This is a genomic window from Variovorax sp. Varisp46 (assembly GCF_059491885.1).
In genome coordinates this window covers 2157040-2173984 of the sequence record NZ_CP168515.1, presented here as the reverse complement: position 1 = coordinate 2173984, position 16945 = coordinate 2157040, and the positions used below count along the sequence as shown (strand labels likewise).

General features: G+C 66.6%; 19 protein-coding genes. 12 read left to right on the top strand and 7 right to left on the bottom strand.

Translation table 11 applies throughout. The annotated features are described in order from the left end of the window. Positions 1-50 precede the first annotated feature (50 nt). The gene (locus ACEN9N_RS10225) at positions 51-239 is read right to left on the bottom strand and encodes a hypothetical protein (protein ID WP_495656011.1); all 189 of its coding nucleotides are present in this window, start codon (positions 237-239) and stop codon (positions 51-53) included. Here ACEN9N_RS10225 and ACEN9N_RS10220 point away from each other — a divergent pair. The 9 genes from ACEN9N_RS10220 (at position 238) to ACEN9N_RS10180 (ending at position 8518) form a co-directional block, all read left to right on the top strand. Beyond that, entirely contained in the window at positions 238-435 is a 198-nt protein-coding gene (locus tag ACEN9N_RS10220) for a hypothetical protein (RefSeq protein ID WP_495656010.1), read from the top strand. The genes ACEN9N_RS10225 and ACEN9N_RS10220 overlap by 2 nt on opposite strands. Positions 436-473: 38 nt before the next feature. Beyond that, a complete protein-coding gene (locus tag ACEN9N_RS10215; RefSeq protein WP_495656009.1) occupies positions 474-716 on the top strand; it encodes an AAA family ATPase in 243 nt (80 codons plus the stop codon). Positions 717-817: 101 nt separating this feature from the next. Further along, a complete protein-coding gene (locus ACEN9N_RS10210; protein ID WP_413311787.1) occupies positions 818-1825 on the top strand; it encodes an LLM class flavin-dependent oxidoreductase in 1008 nt (335 codons plus the stop codon). Between the two features lie 32 nt (positions 1826-1857). Beyond that, entirely contained in the window at positions 1858-3198 is a 1341-nt protein-coding gene (locus ACEN9N_RS10205; protein ID WP_413311789.1) for an LLM class flavin-dependent oxidoreductase, read from the top strand. 35 nt (positions 3199-3233) lie between these two features. Continuing rightward, positions 3234-3773 carry a GNAT family N-acetyltransferase gene (locus ACEN9N_RS10200; RefSeq protein ID WP_495656008.1) on the top strand — a complete coding sequence of 180 codons (540 nt, stop codon included), beginning with the start codon at positions 3234-3236 and terminating at the stop codon, positions 3771-3773. Next, the gene (locus tag ACEN9N_RS10195; protein WP_495656007.1) at positions 3770-5605 is read left to right on the top strand and encodes an amino acid ABC transporter permease/ATP-binding protein; all 1836 of its coding nucleotides are present in this window, start codon (positions 3770-3772) and stop codon (positions 5603-5605) included. Before ACEN9N_RS10200 ends, ACEN9N_RS10195 begins: the two co-directional genes overlap by 4 nt. A gap of 37 nt (positions 5606-5642) precedes the next feature. Further along, a complete protein-coding gene (locus ACEN9N_RS10190; RefSeq protein ID WP_413311795.1) occupies positions 5643-6560 on the top strand; it encodes an ABC transporter substrate-binding protein in 918 nt (305 codons plus the stop codon). Positions 6561-6569: 9 nt separating this feature from the next. Beyond that, entirely contained in the window at positions 6570-7514 is a 945-nt protein-coding gene (locus ACEN9N_RS10185) for an ABC transporter substrate-binding protein (protein WP_495656006.1), read from the top strand. Next, positions 7511-8518, top strand: coding sequence for an LLM class flavin-dependent oxidoreductase (locus ACEN9N_RS10180; protein WP_495656005.1), 1008 nt, complete (start codon positions 7511-7513; stop codon positions 8516-8518). Before ACEN9N_RS10185 ends, ACEN9N_RS10180 begins: the two co-directional genes overlap by 4 nt. Before the next feature lie 136 nt (positions 8519-8654). On the opposite strand, the gene ACEN9N_RS10175 is transcribed toward ACEN9N_RS10180, so the two are convergent. Continuing rightward, on the bottom strand, positions 8655-11354 hold the full coding sequence (locus ACEN9N_RS10175) for a bifunctional acetate--CoA ligase family protein/GNAT family N-acetyltransferase (RefSeq protein WP_495656004.1): 2700 nt from the start codon (positions 11352-11354) through the stop codon (positions 8655-8657). A gap of 85 nt (positions 11355-11439) precedes the next feature. Here ACEN9N_RS10175 and ACEN9N_RS10170 point away from each other — a divergent pair, with 85 nt between their 5' ends. Continuing rightward, a complete protein-coding gene (locus ACEN9N_RS10170; protein WP_495656003.1) occupies positions 11440-11934 on the top strand; it encodes an arsenate reductase/protein-tyrosine-phosphatase family protein in 495 nt (164 codons plus the stop codon). 36 nt (positions 11935-11970) lie between these two features. Here the strand turns inward: ACEN9N_RS10170 and ACEN9N_RS10165 are convergent, their stop codons facing one another. Further along, positions 11971-12177 (bottom strand): dodecin, encoded by a 207-nt coding sequence (locus ACEN9N_RS10165; RefSeq protein WP_007832149.1) that lies wholly within the window; start codon positions 12175-12177, stop codon positions 11971-11973. Between the two features lie 101 nt (positions 12178-12278). Further along, positions 12279-13217 carry a LysR family transcriptional regulator gene (locus ACEN9N_RS10160; protein ID WP_495656002.1) on the bottom strand — a complete coding sequence of 313 codons (939 nt, stop codon included), beginning with the start codon at positions 13215-13217 and terminating at the stop codon, positions 12279-12281. 72 nt (positions 13218-13289) lie between these two features. Between ACEN9N_RS10160 and ACEN9N_RS10155 the strand changes: the two genes are divergently transcribed. After that, positions 13290-14423 carry a DSD1 family PLP-dependent enzyme gene (locus tag ACEN9N_RS10155; protein WP_495656001.1) on the top strand — a complete coding sequence of 378 codons (1134 nt, stop codon included), beginning with the start codon at positions 13290-13292 and terminating at the stop codon, positions 14421-14423. A gap of 275 nt (positions 14424-14698) precedes the next feature. Further along, positions 14699-15664 (top strand): MBL fold metallo-hydrolase, encoded by a 966-nt coding sequence (locus ACEN9N_RS10150; RefSeq protein ID WP_413311808.1) that lies wholly within the window; start codon positions 14699-14701, stop codon positions 15662-15664. A 99-nt stretch (positions 15665-15763) separates the two neighbouring features. On the opposite strand, the gene ACEN9N_RS10145 is transcribed toward ACEN9N_RS10150, so the two are convergent. The 3 genes from ACEN9N_RS10145 to ACEN9N_RS10135 form a co-directional block, all read right to left on the bottom strand. After that, positions 15764-15961, bottom strand: coding sequence for a GNAT family N-acetyltransferase (locus tag ACEN9N_RS10145; protein WP_495656368.1), 198 nt, complete (start codon positions 15959-15961; stop codon positions 15764-15766). Between the two features lie 206 nt (positions 15962-16167). Next, positions 16168-16515 (bottom strand): GFA family protein, encoded by a 348-nt coding sequence (locus tag ACEN9N_RS10140; RefSeq protein WP_413311811.1) that lies wholly within the window; start codon positions 16513-16515, stop codon positions 16168-16170. A gap of 53 nt (positions 16516-16568) precedes the next feature. After that, complete coding sequence (locus ACEN9N_RS10135) at positions 16569-16859, bottom strand: DUF1330 domain-containing protein (RefSeq protein WP_056596913.1); 291 nt, start codon at positions 16857-16859, stop codon at positions 16569-16571. Between the last annotated feature and the right edge of the window lie 86 nt (positions 16860-16945).

The window sequence follows — 16945 nt, the reverse complement described above, 5'->3', positions numbered from 1 at the left end:
GGTGCAACTCTACCGGCTCGCCCCACGTCCGAACCCGAACCACAGCCCGCTCAGGATTGGCGGGCGAAGCCACCCAACGAAGAAAGCCGCGCACGCATATGCAATCCCTGGGAGACGCCATCGACCGACTTCGCCTGAGCCCCTCCATCGCGAACCTCATCAGGTAACTTGGAATCCGTCTTTGGAAAGGCGGTGGCACCGCGCAGAATCGGCCGAAGCGTTCGTTCGACCATTGCCATGCCGCTGCGTACCTTTCATCTTTCTCCGTCGGCCCAGGGCCGCAAAGTTCTTGCCCTGACAGCCAATGCCTGGCGCATTCCGCCGCGCTCGGCACGCGAAGTGGCGCGCCGGGCACCACACGGCTATGTGCCTGTGCGGGCGCTGCGGCGGCTGCATGCGGCCGCGGTGCTGGCCCTGCTGCCGCATTCGTGGTGAACTTGGCGCCAGGGCCATGAACCTGGAGACAAGAGAAGATGCTGATCGTCCTGGGCGGTCTGCCGGGCACGGGCAAGACCACCATCGCGCGCGAGATCGCCGAACATCGGCGCCGCGTCGAGCAGCGCAGCGTCGACGTGCCGGGCCTCGTGCCGCCGATGTGGGCGTCCGTGCAGCGCCACGACTACGCGCCCTGGACCACCCAACGCCTCGTCATCGACACCGCAACCCTCAGCGCGCATGAGGCCGCGCAATCGATCCTGTCCCAAGTGCGCGACTGAGCATTCAGCAAATATCGATATAGGAATTCAGCGCAAACGGTGCGCGCGATGCCTCGGAGAATTTGCATCAATTCTTTCCGAGGCGTCTTTCGCCGCACACCGTGTCCTACTCGCTGTCCCTGCTCGACAAGAGCCTGATCCCAGAAGGCGCCGACGCCGCTCAAGCGTTCCGGCACACCATTGCGCTCGCGCAAAGCGCGGAGCGGCTGGGCTACCACCGCTACTGGCTCGCCGAGCATCACGGCAACAGGAACTACGCGGGCTCCGCCCCCGAGGTGCTGGCAGCGCACGTGCTCGCGAAGACCTCGCGAATCCGCGTGGGCACGGGTGGCGTCATGCTGCAGCACTACAGCCCGTTCAAGGTGGCCGAGACCTTCCGCGTGTTGGCTTCGCTGGCACCGGGGCGCGTGGACCTGGGCATCGGCAAGGCGCCCGGCGGCCTGCCGCTGACGAGCAAGGCGCTGCAATGGCTGCACGATCCGGTGAAGGCGAAGGGCGAGGACTTCGGGCTGCGCCTGGCCGAGCTCGATGCCTTCCTGCACGATGGCATTGCCTCCGGCCATGCGCTGGCCGGCGTGGTGGCCACGCCCAATCCCCCGCAGCTGCCGCAGCGCGTGCTGCTCGGCGGCAGTCCTGAAAGTGCGGTGCTGGCGGCGCGCCTCGGCTGGGACTTTGTCTATGCGGGGCATTTCAACGGCGACCCGGTGAATCTTGCGCAATCGATCGAGGCCTACCGCGCCGAGACGGGCCGCGCGCCGCTGCTCGCGCTCTTCGCCTTCGCGGCCGAGACGCACGAGAAGGCCGCGGAGCTTGTCGGTGCGCTGCGCAGCTTTCGCGTGCACCTGCCCACGGGCCAGAGCGTCAACCTGCCGAGCCTCGAGGCGGCCGCCGAGTTTGCGCGGCAGGCCGGCGTGAGCGACTACCGCACCGAAGAACGCCGCCCGCATGTGATCGCAGGTTCCGGCGAAGAGGTGCGCGACGCGCTCGACGCGTTGAGCGAGCGCTACGGCATCGAGGAGTTCGTCATAGACATCCCCGTGGCCGGTTTCGCCGAGCGCCACGCCTGCGTCGAACTGCTTGCCAAGGCGCGCGAACCGGCGCTGGCCTGAGCCTTTCCTTCAACCTCACAAGAACGATCGTCATGAGCAACATCAAGTTCGGCGTCATGCTGCAGGGTGCCGGCAGCCACATGAATTCATGGAAGCATCCGGGCGGGCCGGCCGACGCCAGCGTCAACCTCGACTTTTTCGTGCGCACCGCGCAGAAGGCCGAAGCGGCCGGCATCGCCTTCGCATTCGTGGCAGACGGGCTCTACATCAACGAGAAGTCGATCCCGCATTTCCTCAACCGCTTCGAGCCGATCTCGATTCTTTCGGCGCTCGCCACCGTGACCTCGAAGATCGGCCTCGCGGGTACCGTTTCCAGCTCGTACAGCGACCCGTTCACGGTGGCGCGCCAGTTCGCCTCGCTCGACCTGATCAGCGGCGGCCGCGCGGGCTGGAACGTGGTGACCACCCCGCTCGAAGGCAGCGCGAAGAACTACAGCCGCAGCCACCCCGAGCACGCACTGCGCTACGAGATCGCCGACGAGTACCTTGCCGTCACGCAGGGCCTGTGGGACAGCTGGGACGACGATGCCTTCGCGCGCAACCGCGAGACCGGGCAGTTCTTCGAGCGCGAGAAGCTCCACACGCTGGACCACAAGGGGCGCTTCTTCCAGGTATCGGGCCCGCTGAACATCCAGCGCTCGCCGCAGGGCCAGCCGGTGATTTTCCAGGCTGGATCGTCGGACGCGGGTGTCGGTCTCGCGGGCAAGTATGCGGATGCGGTGTTCACGCATTCACCGTCGCTGGAAGACACGCGCAGCTTCCTGCGGCAGGTGAAGGCCAGCGCGGTCGCGCAGGGCCGTCAGGCCGACGACGTGAAGATATTCCCCGGCATCGGTCCCGTGGTCGCGGCCACCGAGGAAGAAGCCGAGGCCAAGTACCGCGCCATCCGCGAGCTGCTGACGGTGGAGGAGGCGCTGGCCTACCTGGGTCGCTTCTTCGACCATCACGACTTCGGCCAGTACCCGCTGGACGCGCCGTTCCCCGAGCTGGGCGAAATCGGCCGCAACAGTTTTCGCTCGACCACCGACCGCATCAAGGCCAACGCGAAGGCCAATGGCCAGACCTTGCGCGAAGTGGCGCTCGAAGTGGCCACGCCGCGCACGCAGTTTGTAGGCACCGGCGAGCGCATCGCCGACGAGATCATCCGCTGGGTGGACGAGGGCGCGGCCGATGGCTTCATCCTCGGTTTCCCGGTGCTGGGGCAGGGCCTGGACGACTTCATCGAGTTCGTGATTCCGGTGCTGGAGGCGCGCGGGCGCTACCAGCGAGAACTGCCTGGCGTCACCCTGCGCGACCACCTGGGACTGCCACGCAAGGCGAGCCGCTACGCCGCGCAAGACGACGCGCCCGCCGCGAAAAAGAAGGTCGCCTGATGGGAAAGAACTACAAGGAGACGGAGACGAACCGCATGAACGAACACTTCCTCTACACCACGCCGCTCGACCCGCGCGCGAAGCCGTTGCTCGAAGGCCTTTCGTTCGAGTACGACAGCCGCTATGGCGACGTGCTGCGCGAGCCCGGCGCGCCGCGCGAGATAGACCGCTATCCGGCCGAGGTGTTTGCGCCGTCGCACGGCGGCAACTTCGTGCTGCTGCTGCGGGACGGCATCGCCATCGGCGGTGGCGCCTTCATGCGGCATGACGAGCGCACGGCGGAACTCAAGCGCGTGTGGACGCACGGCCCACTGCGGCGGCAGGGTCTGGCCAGCAAGGTGCTTGCCGAGCTGGAGGCGCAGGTGCTGCGGCAGGGCTACGAGCGCATCTACCTGACGACGGGCTTTCGCCAGCCCGAGGCCGTGGGCCTGTACCTCGGCCATGGCTACACGGCGCTGTTCGATCCGCCCATCGACCCCGAAACGCCGCGCAAGCTGCCTTTCGAGAAGCACCTGGACACGGAGCGCCATCACGGCCGTCCGGCCGCGCAACGAGCCGAGGCGGTACAGCGATGAACACGACCGTCCTCGACGCCGGCAGCGAGCCGCGCAGCCCTGCGCCCGTTCGCGCGCCTCAACCGCCGCGCGCGGCAGCAGCGCCAGCACCCGCCAAGGGCGACTACTCGCACTTCCGCGTCGTGCCGGCGAAGTACCCGGCCCGCACGGCCGGCACCATCTTTGCCGTGGCGGTCATCGGCATCGTGCTGCATTCGACGCTCACCAACCCGCGCTGGGGCTGGGGCGTGTTCGCCGAATGGTTCTTTGCGCAGCCGGTGCTCGAAGGGCTGGGCCGCACGCTGCTGCTGACGGCGCTGGGCGCGTTGCTCGGCTTCTTTTTCGGCACCGGGCTGGCGCTGGCACGCGTCTCCCGCTCGCCGCTGCTGGCGCGGCTGTCATGGGTGTTCACGTGGATCTTCCGGTCGATTCCGGTGATCGTGCTGCTGCTGATCATCAACAACCTCGGCTACCTCTACGAGACCGTAGCGCTGGGCATTCCGGGCACCGACGTCACCTTCTTCTCGTACCCGACCACGCAGCTGATCAGCCCGTTCGTGGCGGCACTGGTGGGCCTCACGCTGAACCAGGCGGCCTTTGCCTCGGAGATCGTGCGCGGCGGCATCCTTTCGGTGGAGCAGGGGCAGCTCGAAGCGGCGGCTGCACTGGGGCTGTCGCGCGGAAGGCAGTCGCTGCGTATCGTGCTGCCGCAGGCGATGCGCACGATCTTGCCGACGGCCTTCAACGACATCATCGGGCTGGCCAAGGGCACGTCGAACCTCTACATCCTGGCGCTGCCCGAGCTGTTCTACACGATCCAGATCATCTACCGGCGCAACCTCGAAGTGATTCCGCTGCTGATGGTGGCGACGGTGTGGTACCTCATCATCCTCACGGTGCTGTCGGTGGCGCAGCACTACATCGAGCGGTATTTTTCGCGCGGCGCGCTGCGCCATCCGCCGCGTTCGTGGCTCGGTGGCGTGGTGCGCGGCCTGTGGCGATCGAAGGCGCCGACCGTGGCACCCGTGACCGGAGCGCCGGTCGCCGCCGACGCCCCCGCGCAGGTGCCGCGCTGGACCGATCCGCTCACGCAGGGCGGCGAGGTCACGATCCACGGCGTTTCGAAGAGCTTCGGCACGCTCAAGGTACTCGACGACGTGACGCTCACCGTGGGTCAGGGCAGCGTGACGGTCATCCTCGGCCAGTCGGGCTCGGGCAAGTCGACGCTGCTGCGGGTCATCAATCACCTGGAGCGCGTGGACGACGGCTTCATTGCCATCGACGGCGAACTCATCGGCTACCGCCGCGACGCGGACACGCTCTACGAGCTGCACGAGAAGGAAATCCTCAAGCGCCGCGTTGATGTGGGCATGGTGTTCCAGAACTTCAACCTGTTCCCGCACCTCACGGTGCTGGAGAACATCGTCGAGGCGCCGGTGTCGGTGCGCGGCCTGCCGCGCGCCGAAGCCGAGGCACTGGCCTCCGAGCTGCTGGGGCGCGTGGGCCTGGGCGACAAGACGCATGCCTATCCGCGCCAGCTTTCCGGCGGCCAGCAGCAGCGCGTGGCCATCGCGCGCGCGCTCGCGCTCAAGCCCAAGGTGCTGCTGTTCGACGAGCCCACCTCGGCGCTCGACCCCGAGCTTGTGGGCGAGGTGCTGGCCGTCATCAAGGAGCTGGCGCGCTCGGGCACCACGCTGGTCATCGTGACGCACGAGATCGGTTTTGCGCGCGAGGTGGCCGACACCATCGTCTTCATGGAGCGCGGCCGCATTCTCGAAACCGGCACGCCCGACAAGGTGTTCAACGCGCCGGAGCATCCGCGCACGGCCGAGTTCCTGGCCAAGGTTCTTTGATTCCTCATCCTTTTCTTTCTCTACTGCATCGCTCTTCATGACCCATCGACGAAACATCCTGTCCGCTCTTCTGGCGACGTTGCTGCCCCTGGCTGCCCTGGCGCAACCCGCCGCCGACCTGAGCCCCGAGCAGGCCGGCCGGCCGCGCGCGCAGAAGCTCGACGAGGCCGTCAAGCTCGCGAAGGACTTCAAGTTCCAGAAGGAGGGCGTGCTCGTCGTCGGCACGACCACCGGCCGCCTGCCGTTCGCGGCCTATGCGACCGACACGAAGACGCCCGTGGGCAACGCCCCCGACATCGCCCAGCTGGTGGCCGACAGCCTCGGCCGCAAGCTGGAGCTGGTGTCCACCGCCTGGGCCGATTGGCCGCTGGGCCTGCAGTCGGGCAAGTTCGACGTGGTGGTGTCCAACGTGACAGTGACCGAAGAGCGCAAGGAGAAGTTCGACTTCTCCACTTACCGCAACGACCAGATCGGCATCTACGTGAAGTCCGACAGCAAGCTTGGCGCCATCAAGGAGCCGAAGGACATCGCGGGTCTGAAGGTGATCGTGTCGGCCAGCACCAACCAGGAGCAGATCCTGCTGCGCTGGAACAAGCAGAACGTGGCGGCCGGGCTGAAGCCGGTCGAGATCCAGTACTACGACGACGATGTGGTGCAGCGGCTGGCGATCCAGTCGGGCCGCGCCGATGCGTACGTGGGCCCGAACGCCATCGCGGCCTATGAGGCGCGCGACGGCAAGACGAAGCTCGCAGGTGTGTTCTCCGGCGGCTGGCCGCAGAACGCCGAGATTGCAGTCACTTCACGCAAGGGCTCGGGCATTGCGGACGCCATCACGCTCGCACTGAACGCGCAGATCAGGAACGGCAACTACGCCAAGGCGCTTTCGCGCTGGAACCTGAATTCCGAAGCCATCGAGGCCTCGCGCACCAATCCGCCAGGCCTGCCGAAGAACTGAGCGATGGGCATGACTTTCAAGTACGCACCGGGCGCCTGGATCGCCCGCAGCTTCGTCGCACTCGCGCTGGTTGCCGGCGCGGTGCAGGCTGCCGACAAGTTCGACTTCAGCCCCGAACAGCGCAGCCGTCTGCGCGCCGGCAAGGACGCGGAAGCCGTCAATGCCATTCCACCGAGCTTCAGATTCGTGAAAGAAGGCGTGCTGACCGTCGCCATTGCGCCGTTCGCCCCACCCATCTCGACCTACGCCACCGACGCGAAGACGGTCGTCGGCTTCGACGCCGACTTCGCGCTGCTCATCGCCGATGCGCTGGGCCTGAAGCTCGACCTGCAGCCCATCGCCTGGGCCGACTGGCCGCTGGGCCTGAGCTCGGGTAAGTACGACGCGGTGATCTCCAACGTGGGCGTGACCGAGCAGCGCAAGGAGAAGTTCGACTTCTCGACCTACCGCCTCGGCCTGCATGGCTTCTATGTGCGCACCGACAGCGCGATCAAGTCGATCAAGGAGCCGAAGGACGTGGCGGGCCTCAAGCTGACGACCGGCGCCGGCACCAACCAGGAGCGCATCCTGCTCGAGTGGAACCGGCAGAACGTTGCGGCGGGTTTGAAGCCCGTCGAGATCCAGTACTACGACGATGATGTGACGCGCACGCTGGCGGTGGTCACCAAGCGGGTCGATGCCAACTTCAATCCGAATGCGCCGCAGGCCTATGAGGCTGCGAGGAACGGGCAGATCCGGTTGGTCGGAACGGTCAACGCGGGCTGGCCGCTGAAGTCGGACGTGGCCATTGCCACGCGCAAGGGCAGCGGCCTCGCGGTGGCGCTGACCACCGCGGCCAATGGCCTGATCCGCAACGGCACCTACGCCAAGGCCCTGGCGCGCTGGAGCCTCGTGGAAGAAGCCTTGCCGAAGTCGGAGACCAACCCGCCCGGTTTGCCGAAGTTCGCGCCATGAGCATCCGCCATCTTGCATTCCTCACGCCCGGCAACTACGCCGAGGGCGATCCGCACACCGGACTCGAAGCCGCGCTGAAGCTCTTCGAATTCGGCGAGAAGCTCGGCTTCAACGGTGCATGGGTGCGGCAGCGGCACCTGGAGCGCGGCGTGTCGTCGGCCGCGACCTTCCTGGCCGCCGCAACGCAGCGTGCGCGTCGCATCGAGCTGGGCGCGGCAGTGATCCAGATGGGCTACGAGAATCCGTTCCGGCTTGCCGAAGACCTCGCCACGGTCGACGTGCTCTCGCGCGGCCGGCTGCAGGTGGGCCTGAGCGCGGGCGCGCCGCAGCATGGCGCGCTCTTGGGCAACCGCTTCTACGACGCGGCGCCGAACACCATCGACTTCACGCACAAGCGCGTCGGGCGGCTCAAGGCCAACCTGGAGGACACGCTGCTTGGCGATGAGCAGACTTTTGTCGAGTCGGCCGGCGGTCGCGTGCGGCCGCGCATTCAACCGTACCCACAGGGCTTGACCGACCGGCTCTGGTACGGCGGCGGTTCGCTGCGCTCGGTCGAGTGGGCGGGACGCAATGCATTCAACCTGCTGCTGGGCAATGTGCTGTCGGGCGAGACCACCGACGACTTTTTGCAGGCGCAGCTGGGCCTCGTCGAGCGCTATCGCGCCAGCGAAGCGGATGGGCGCAGGGGCAGGGTGGCGCTGGGCCGCGTGATCGTGCCGCTCGATGGCGCCGATGCCGCCACGCGCAAGCGCTACCGCGAGTTTGCGGCCGGCCGCGTCGAACGCACGCTGACGCCGCAGGGCGAGCGGCGCACGCTGTTCGCGGGCGACCTCGTGGGTACCTCCGACGAAATCCTGGAGCGCCTGCGGCACGACCCGGTGCTGCCGCATGTGAGCGAATTGCGTGTGGAGCTGCCCTACAACTTCAGCGGTGCGGAATACGAACAGATCCTGACCGACTTGTCTGGCCGCATCGCGCCGGAACTCGGTTGGCGGGCGCTTTGAACTGGAGGATGGAGAGAGAGGGGAGACCCTGAGGCATTGAGTTCGAGGTGAGTCGGAGTCGGGTTGCGCTTTCTGCAATTCGACGGGCGACTTTTCAACGGGCCTTCGGCCCGTTTTTTTCAAGAGAAGGCGAGCCCTACAGCATGTAAGTCACGAGCTTGAAGTCCGGGTCCTCGGGGAAGGGCTTCACCGTGAAGCCCAGCCGCCGCACCAGCTTCAGCATGTCGGGGTTGTTGGCCAGCACCAGCCCGTCGATTTCCGCGAGGCCCTTGTCGCGCGCCACGTCGATGATGCTTTCCATCAGCCGCGAGCCGATGCCCTTGCCGCTGAACTCGTCGGCCACCACCAGCGAGAACTCGCAGCTGGTCTGGTCGGGGTTGGTGACGTAGCGCGACACCCCCACGATGTGCTCGCTCTCGAGCACGGTGCCTTCGGGCGACACGCTGCGCTCCAGCATCACCGCCACCAGCGCCATCTCGCGGTCGTAGTCGATCAGCGTGAAGCGCGACAGCATCGACGGCGGCAGTTCGTGGAAGCGCGAGACGAAGCGGAACCAGCGGCTCTCGGGTGACAGGCCCTGCACCAGCGCCTGCAGCATCTGGGCGTCGTTGGGGTGTACCGGCCGCACGATGTAGGTGCCGCCGCCGGTGCCCGGCAGGGGCCACTCGCGCCGGTAGCGCGCGGGGTACGGCATGATCGCCAGGTGCTGGTAGCCGTTGCCCAGGTGGCCCGCCGCCGCCTGCGTGCTGCTGCCGATCACGATGCGCGCATCGACAGACACCGCGCCCGACTCGTCCACGATGATCGGGTTGATGTCCATCTCGCGCAGCTCGGGCAGCTCGCACACCATTTCAGACACGCGCAGCAGCACGTCTTCGATCGCTTCCATGTTCACGGCACTCGCGCCGCGCCATTCACCCAGCGTCTGCGCCACGCGCGAGCGCTCGATGAGCCGGTGCGCGAGAAACTGGTTGAGCGGCGGCAGCTCCATTGCGCGGTCGTTCAGCAGCTCGATCATGGTGCCTCCCGCACCGAAGACGATGACCGGGCCGAAGGGTTCGTCGGTCACCATGCCCACGTAAATCTCGCGGCCGCGCCGCGCCCGCACCATCTTCTGCACGGTCACGCCGTTGATGCGCGCCTCGGGCGCGAGGCGGGCTACGCGCTCCATCATCTCGATGTAGGTGTCGCGCGCGCCGGTGCCGTTCATCACGTTGAGCGCGACGCCCTCGACGTCCGACTTGTGCGGGATGTCGGGCGAATCGATCTTCAGCGCCACCGGAAAGCCAAGCTGCGTCGCGATCATCATCGCCTCGCTGGCGCTGCGCGCGAGCATCGTGCGCGTGATCGGAATGTGGAAGGACGACAGCAGCGACTTCGATTCCATCTCCGTCAACACACGGCGCCGCTCGGCCAGCACGCTTTCGATCAGCAGGCGCGCGCCCTCGATGTCGGGCTTGGCCAGCGCCGACAGCGGCGGCGGCGTCTGCTGCAGCAACTGCTGGTTCTGGTAGAAGGCCGCGATGTTGCCGAAGGCGCCCACCGCGGCCTCTGGCGTGCGAAAGCTCGGGATGGTTGCCTCGGCCAGCACCGAGCGCGCCTTGCCGACGGAAGAGTCGCCCATCCAGCAGGCCAGCAGCGGCTTGTTCATCGGCCGCGGAATGTCCGCCAGTGCTTTCGCGGTGGCGGCCGCGTCGGCGCCGGCCTTGGGCGAGAAGATGGCGAGCACGCCGTCGACCTGGCTGTCGGCCGAGGCTGCGTCGATGGCGGCGCGGTAGTGCGCGGGCAGGGCCTCTTCAGAAAGGTCGATCAGGTCGGCCAGCGAGGCGAGCGGGGGCAGGGCGGGCTGCAGCACTTTCTGCGCGGGCGCGGAGAGCTTGCCCAGGTCGAGCCCGATCTCGTTGATCCAGTCGGCCGCCAGCACACCGGGGCCGCCGCCGTTGGTGACCACCGCAAGCCGCTTGCCCACGGGGCGGTAGCGCGAGGCCAGGCACTTGGCGGCCGAGAACAGTTCGACGAAGGAACGCACGCGCACGGCGCCCGCGCGGCGCAAGGCGGAATCGAACACGTCGTCGCTGCCCACGATGGCCGCGCTGTGTGTCTGCGCGGCCTCGTTGCCCGCGGGCTTGCGGCCGGCCTTGAGCACCACCACCGGCTTGGCATGCGAGGCCGAGCGCAGCGCGCTCATGAAGCGGCGCGCGTCGGCAATACCTTCGAGGTACACGATGATGCTGTGCGTGGCCTGGTCGTTGGCGAGGAAGTCGAGCACCTGCGGAATGTCGACAGAGGTGTGCGGGCCCAGCGACACCACGCTGGAAAAACCGACGCCGTTCTGCCGCGCCCAGTCGAGCATCGAGGCCGTGAGCGCACCCGATTGCGACACCAGTGCGAGCGGCCCCGGCCTGGCCAGCGGACCGGCTGCACTCGCATTCAGATGCAGCAGCGGCCGCTGGAAACCCAGCGAGTTCGGCCCCAGCAGATGCACCCCTTCGCGCTGCGCGATCTTGCGCCACTGAGCCGCCTGGTCCGCGCCGATGCCGCTCGAAAGAACCGCTGCCGCCGTGCAGCCGATGCGCCCTGCGATTTCAAGCGCGGCCGCCACGTCGCGCGGCGCCAGCGCGATCAGTGCGAGGTCGGCATGGGTCTGGGCCAACTCTTCGAGCGTGCCCTTGGTGCGCACGTCCAGAAAGCGCAATGTGCCGTCGAAGCGGTCGGTGCGAAAGGCCTCGCGCAGCGTGTGGCCCGCCGGAGTCTGGCCGCCCGGATCGTCGGCGTGGCCGACGAAGGCCACGATGGAGGCGGGCGCGAAAAGCGGGTTCAGAAAATGCTTGTCCATGCCCCCAAGTCTGCACCGTTCGCCGGCCGTTGTGCAGTGCGGTGGTCAGGACGGATTCAGCGCGCTTGGCTATAGTCAAGGTTCCATGCAAAAACGTATCGGCGTGATCTTCGTCTCGCGACGAAATTCATTACGCAGCATCCTGGCCGAAGCGTGCCTCGCGCACCTGGACCCGAAGCGGTTCTCGGCATTTTCCTGCGGTCAACCCGGGCAGGTCGCCCGCGAGTTCCATCCCGCAGCCGTCGCCGCATTGAAGAGCACGAGCATCCCCGTGCCGCTGCGGCCGCCGCGCAGCTGGGACGAACTGGTGCGCGCGAATGCAGCGGCGGCAGACTTCGTCATCACGCTGGATGCGACCACCGAATCCCGCCAGCCGCCATGGCCAGGCCAGCCCGACGCGGCGTTGTGGGCCTACCCGGACGTGGCCGATGGCAGCGACCTCGACAAGATCGCGCACGACGCGATCCAGATGCTGTTCTCGCTGCGCCGCCGGCTGGAACTGCTCGTGAGCCTGCCGATACAAGGGGTGGATCGCTCGGCCGTGCGCTCCGACCTGCGGGACCTGGGGTACTTGCGCTAGCGGGCCTGCGCAGCGTGCCGCCCCGCGTCCGTCGCTTCACTCCAGCGTGAAGCCGATCTTCAACGTCACCTGCCAGTGCGCCACCTTGCCGTCGACCACATGCCCACGTGTCTCGGTCACGGTGAACCACTGGATATTGCGCACCGTCTCGTGCGCCTTGGCGATGGCCACCTGCACGGCATCTTCGATGCCCGTCGGCGAGGAGCCCGTCAGTTCGAGCGATTTGTAGACATGGTTGGACATGGGATCGGTCTCCTTCAGGTTGTTGGTTGGACAGCGGCGGCAAGGCGGCCGCAAAACATCGTAGTCCTGTTGCGGGCGGCAGTGGACGAATCCGGCTATCGCTATGCGCCCAGCTGCTTTCCCGCATCCCCGAAGCTCTCGACCAGGAACCCGACGACGGCCTGCACGCGCGCCGTGCGGCCCTTGCGGCTCGGTACCAGCAGCGTGACCGGTGCACTGTCGAACTGCCAGTCGGCCAGCACGCGCACCAGCGTGCCGCGCGCGACGGCGTCGGCCGCGTCCCATTCGGAACGCAGCACGAGGCCCATGCCTTGCTCGGCCCATTGCCGGGCCACGCCGCCGTCGTTGGTGACGTAGGCGGGCGAGATGCGCAGCGTTTCCCGCGCGGCCGACCGCTTGCCCGATGACCCCGCTGCGCCTTTGGACGGACGCACGTGCCACAGCGTCACGTCTTCGTCGTTCTCCCGGATGCAGATGCAGCCGTGCGCCAGCACATCGCGCGGTGCACGCGGCACGCCGTGCAGGCGCAGGTAGTCCGGGCTCGCGCACAGCCAGCGCTCGTTGGCGCTCAGCGTGCGCGCCACCCATGAAGAATCGCGCACCGTGCCGATGTGGATCACCGCGTCGGCGTCGTGCCGGTCGGGCCACGGGGTTTCGCGCAGGTCGAGCTGCACGCGCAGCCCCGGATGCAGCCGGGCGAAGCGCGCCAGCATCGGCGCGATGTACTGCCGGCCGTAGCCGAAGGGCGCGGCGATGCGCAGCGCGCCGGTGAGCCGCCGGTCGTCACGCTGCATTGATTCGCGCAGGCCCTCGATCTGCCCGAGCAGCGCGGCGGCCTCGCGCGCGAAGCGTTCGCCTTCTGGCGTGAGGCTCAGCCGCCGTGCGGTGCGGGTGGCTAGCGACAGGCCCAGCGCGGCTTCGAGCTTGCGCAGCCGCATCGACAGCGCGGGCGGCGTCACGTCGAGCGCGCGGGCCGCCGCGCTCAGTGAGGGTTCGCGCAAAAGGGCGGCGGCGAGCTGCATGTCCTCGATCTGGATCATTAACTTCTGCTTAACGATTGATGACCGTGCATTGAAGCACAGGCACGGCCTTGAAACGTACAGTCGGTGGCCATGAGTACCCTTTCCACCATCGACACACCTGCCGCCCTCATCGAACAGGCGCGCATGCAGCACAACATCGCGCGCATGCAGCAGCGCATGAACGAACTCGGCGTGCGCTTTCGCCCGCACGTGAAGACCAGCAAATGCATCGACGTTGCCAAGGCGCAGTGCGGCGCGGGCGCGCAGGGCATCACCGTTTCCACGCTGAAGGAGGCCGAGCAGTTCCTCGCCGGGGGCTTCACCGACATCCTCTATGCCGTCGGCATGGCGCCGCACCGGCTGCCGTATGCGCTGGACCTGCGCCGGCGAGGCTGTGCGCTCGGCATCATCACCGACAGCGTGGAATCGGCGCGGGCGATTGCCGCGTTCGGCCGCGCGAACGGCGAAGTGTTCGACGTGCTGATCGAGGTCGACACCGACGGCCACCGCAGCGGCATCCGCCCCGAGGAAGACGCGCTGCTCGACGTGGCACACGCGCTGCACGACGGCGGCATGCGCCTTGGCGGCGTGATGACCCATGCCGGCTCCAGCTACGAGCTGGACACGCCAGAAGCCCTGAGGGCGATGGCCGAACAGGAGCGCTCGGGCTGCGTGCGCGCCGCACAGCGTCTGCGCGGCGCGGGCCTGCCATGTCCCGTGGTCAGCGTCGGCTCCACGCCCACGGCGCTGATGGCTCAGGCGCTCGATGGCGTGACCGAGGTGCGGGCCGGCGTGTACGTGTTCTTCGACCTCGTGATGCGCAACGTCGGCGTGTGCACCGAGGCCGACATTGCCTTGAGCGTGCTCACCACGGTGATTGGCCACCAGGCCGAAAAGGGCTGGGCCATCGTCGACGCGGGCTGGATGGCCATGAGCCGCGACCGCGGCACGCAGAAGCAGAAGCGCGACTTCGGTTACGGGCAGGTCTGCGGTATCGACGGCAAGGTGCTGGATGGCTACGTGCTCAGCGGTGCCAACCAGGAGCACGGCATCCTTTCGCGCGAAGGCGCGCCGGACGCGGACATCGCGGCGCGCTTTCCCATCGGCACGCGGTTGCGCATTCTGCCGAACCACGCCTGCGCGACGGGCGCGCAGTTTCCCGAATATCACGCGCTGTCGGAAGAGGGCGCGCTGAAGACCTGGGGACGGTTCCACGGTTGGTGACGCGCGCGTTGCGGAGCGGGCAACGAAGGCATCACCTCCGCTCACCGCATGGATGAACGATCGCTGCGCCTCGCAGCGGGTCATCGGTGCGCATGCATCGATGTTGGCGTTATAGGTGAAAACGCTCATGACCTCATCAAAAGTAGTTATATAAACTAACTATATATTTCGCATCTAGGACGAAACGCGACACCTGAACGTCCTGCCCGTCGCGGCCCGGACGTCGGCACCGCAGCGCCGGACTACTCCCCCATTCGCATATCAGGATGTTCTCCATGAGCCCTCTCTTCCGCGCCCTTCTGGTCGCCTTGGCCTTGCTTTTCACCGGTTGGACTTACGCCGACGATGGCGAGATAAAGGTTACTTTGCTCGGTACCGGCTCGCCCAACCCCAGCCCTGAGCGCTTTTCCATGAGCACTCTGGTTACCGCAGGCGGGCAGAACCTCCTGTTCGACGCCGGTCGCGGCTCATCAATCCGCCTGTGGCAGGCTGGGGTACCAATTGGCAAGCTCGATGCGGTCTTCCTTACCCACTACCACTCGGACCATACCGTCGGCCTGCCCGACATCTGGCTCACCGGTTGGATCGACACCCCCTACGGTCGACGCAAACAGCCTCTGAGGCTGATCGGCCCGAGCGGGGTGCTACCCCTGGCCCGGGGCTTGGAGGCCGCTTACGCCGACGACGTGACAACCCGGGTCGCCGACGAGCATCTCTCGGCCGACGCTGCGCGGATCGATGCTCGCGAGTTCAGCGGCAACGGTGTCGCGGTGTTCGAGCATGGCGGGGTCAGGGTCACGGCGTTCGAGGTCGACCATGGCGACAAGATCAAGCCGGCCTATGGCTACCGGATCGACTACAACGGCCACTCCGTGTTGATCTCAGGCGACACGCGGCGCAGCGACAATCTCGTGAAGTTCGCCACCGGCGTGGATCTGCTGATTCACGAAGTGTGCATGGTCAACGAGCAAGCCCTCGCTTCGAACCAAGGCTTCCAGGCCATCGTTGCCCACCACGTCACACCAGCCGATGCGGGTGCGGTCTTCACCGCAGCGAAGCCAAAGCTGGCGGTCTACAGCCACCTGGTGTTCCTGTCCGACACCAAATTCCCTCGTCCGACGGTGGACGCGCTGATCGAGCAGACGCGCAAGACGTACAACGGGCCGCTCGTCGTCGGCCAGGACCTGATGGCTTTTAGCGTCGGCGAAGAAGTAAAGCAACTGCCTTCGGCAGCTCGATGAGTCGCGTCATTCTTTGCGCGCCGCAGCCGCAGCCGCAGCCGCATCCGTGCCGCCCTTGCGCTCGCCAGCAAAAGAACGCTCGGGTGAACCAGGCATTTCTCAGCAGTGAGACGCTTCGCACTGGTATAGCGCCGCTATGTAGCCGCTTTGCAGAACCCGTTGACCGACTTGAATGAACCCCTGCCGCTCGTAGTACCTGCAGAGACCGGCGTTCCTGGCGCTGCAGTCCAGCCGAAGGAACTGCCGCCCTTGCAGGAAGGTTTGGTGCCGCGCCCACTCGATAACCATCGCACCTATGCCTTGTCCGTGAACGCTACTTTCGACGGCGAGGCCGTGGATGTAGCCCCCGCTCGACTTTGTATTGGGTAGCGCCGTTCAGGATGGCGAGAAGATCTGCAACGTCGCCCAGTTCCGCTCTGCTCACTGAGATTGCACCCTTTTCCATCCCTCGCTCCTGTTGTGAGTGCGAATGGCTTTGACGGAGTTGCAGCAAGGGACCGGGTTTACTTCGAACGTCCGTCGAAATGCTGTACCGGCACCGCCTCAAGGTCGATGCCCTCGAGGCAGCGGATGTTGATGGCCGCCATCTTGTTGCCCTTGGGATCGGTGCCTTCGCCGAAGGGATGGATGCCGCAGACCGGGCAGAAGCGATGCGAGATCACGTGCTTGTTGAACATGTAGTTGCTCATGTCCTCGGCTGGCGTCTTCAGCCTGAGCCGGTCGTGCGGCACGAACCACAACAACGACCCCTTGCGCTGGCACATCGAGCAGTTGCATGCCATTGCCCCTTGGATGTCGCCCTCGACTTCGAAAGCGATCCGGCCACAGTGACAGCTGCCTTGGTAGTTCATCGGTCCTCCAGAAGAAAATTCGCGCATTCCGCGCCCGCCTTGCCGGGGATTGCTCACACCCCTTCGATGATCCGCAGATCCCGTTCGGCACCGTCGCCCAGTGCAGCCAGCGCCGCTTGGTAGTCGGGGCTGTCATGAACGGATCTTGCATGATCGATGCTGTCGAATTCGACCAACACGGTGCGCTGGGCCAGTCCGAATTCGTAGACCTGGGCCGGCAGCCCTCGCGCCAGAAAGCGTCCGCCACCGGCGGTGATTGCCGGGCCGGCCAGCTTTGCGTAGGCCGCAAGTTTGTCGGCGTCCTTGATAGCACGGTATGCACTGACCCAGTAGGCTTTTGCCATGGTGATTTCTCTCAGGTTGGGGAGCAGGCAATATAGCTTGCGATGGCTCCTCGTCACCACTCGCCGGCATGGACACCCCCGATGAA

What these genes read in the sequence shown, in the direction of transcription:
- ACEN9N_RS10180 (WP_495656005.1), top strand. Translation starts at nt 7,511, where the DNA reads ATGAGCATCCGCCATCTTGCATTCCTCACGCCCGGCAACTACGCCGAG.
- ACEN9N_RS10195 (WP_495656007.1), top strand. Translation starts at nt 3,770, where the DNA reads ATGAACACGACCGTCCTCGACGCCGGCAGCGAGCCGCGCAGCCCTGCG.
- ACEN9N_RS10155 (WP_495656001.1), top strand. Translation starts at nt 13,290, where the DNA reads ATGAGTACCCTTTCCACCATCGACACACCTGCCGCCCTCATCGAACAG.
- ACEN9N_RS10205 (WP_413311789.1), top strand. Translation starts at nt 1,858, where the DNA reads ATGAGCAACATCAAGTTCGGCGTCATGCTGCAGGGTGCCGGCAGCCAC.
- ACEN9N_RS10150 (WP_413311808.1), top strand. Translation starts at nt 14,699, where the DNA reads ATGAGCCCTCTCTTCCGCGCCCTTCTGGTCGCCTTGGCCTTGCTTTTC.
- ACEN9N_RS10165 (WP_007832149.1), bottom strand. Translation starts at nt 12,177, where the DNA reads ATGTCCAACCATGTCTACAAATCGCTCGAACTGACGGGCTCCTCGCCG.
- ACEN9N_RS10225 (WP_495656011.1), bottom strand. Translation starts at nt 239, where the DNA reads ATGGCAATGGTCGAACGAACGCTTCGGCCGATTCTGCGCGGTGCCACC.
- ACEN9N_RS10135 (WP_056596913.1), bottom strand. Translation starts at nt 16,859, where the DNA reads ATGGCAAAAGCCTACTGGGTCAGTGCATACCGTGCTATCAAGGACGCC.
- ACEN9N_RS10160 (WP_495656002.1), bottom strand. Translation starts at nt 13,217, where the DNA reads ATGATCCAGATCGAGGACATGCAGCTCGCCGCCGCCCTTTTGCGCGAA.
- ACEN9N_RS10140 (WP_413311811.1), bottom strand. Translation starts at nt 16,515, where the DNA reads ATGAACTACCAAGGCAGCTGTCACTGTGGCCGGATCGCTTTCGAAGTC.
- ACEN9N_RS10200 (WP_495656008.1), top strand. Translation starts at nt 3,234, where the DNA reads ATGAACGAACACTTCCTCTACACCACGCCGCTCGACCCGCGCGCGAAG.
- ACEN9N_RS10170 (WP_495656003.1), top strand. Translation starts at nt 11,440, where the DNA reads ATGCAAAAACGTATCGGCGTGATCTTCGTCTCGCGACGAAATTCATTA.
- ACEN9N_RS10220 (WP_495656010.1), top strand. Translation starts at nt 238, where the DNA reads ATGCCGCTGCGTACCTTTCATCTTTCTCCGTCGGCCCAGGGCCGCAAA.
- ACEN9N_RS10185 (WP_495656006.1), top strand. Translation starts at nt 6,570, where the DNA reads ATGACTTTCAAGTACGCACCGGGCGCCTGGATCGCCCGCAGCTTCGTC.
- ACEN9N_RS10190 (WP_413311795.1), top strand. Translation starts at nt 5,643, where the DNA reads ATGACCCATCGACGAAACATCCTGTCCGCTCTTCTGGCGACGTTGCTG.
- ACEN9N_RS10215 (WP_495656009.1), top strand. Translation starts at nt 474, where the DNA reads ATGCTGATCGTCCTGGGCGGTCTGCCGGGCACGGGCAAGACCACCATC.
- ACEN9N_RS10175 (WP_495656004.1), bottom strand. Translation starts at nt 11,354, where the DNA reads ATGGACAAGCATTTTCTGAACCCGCTTTTCGCGCCCGCCTCCATCGTG.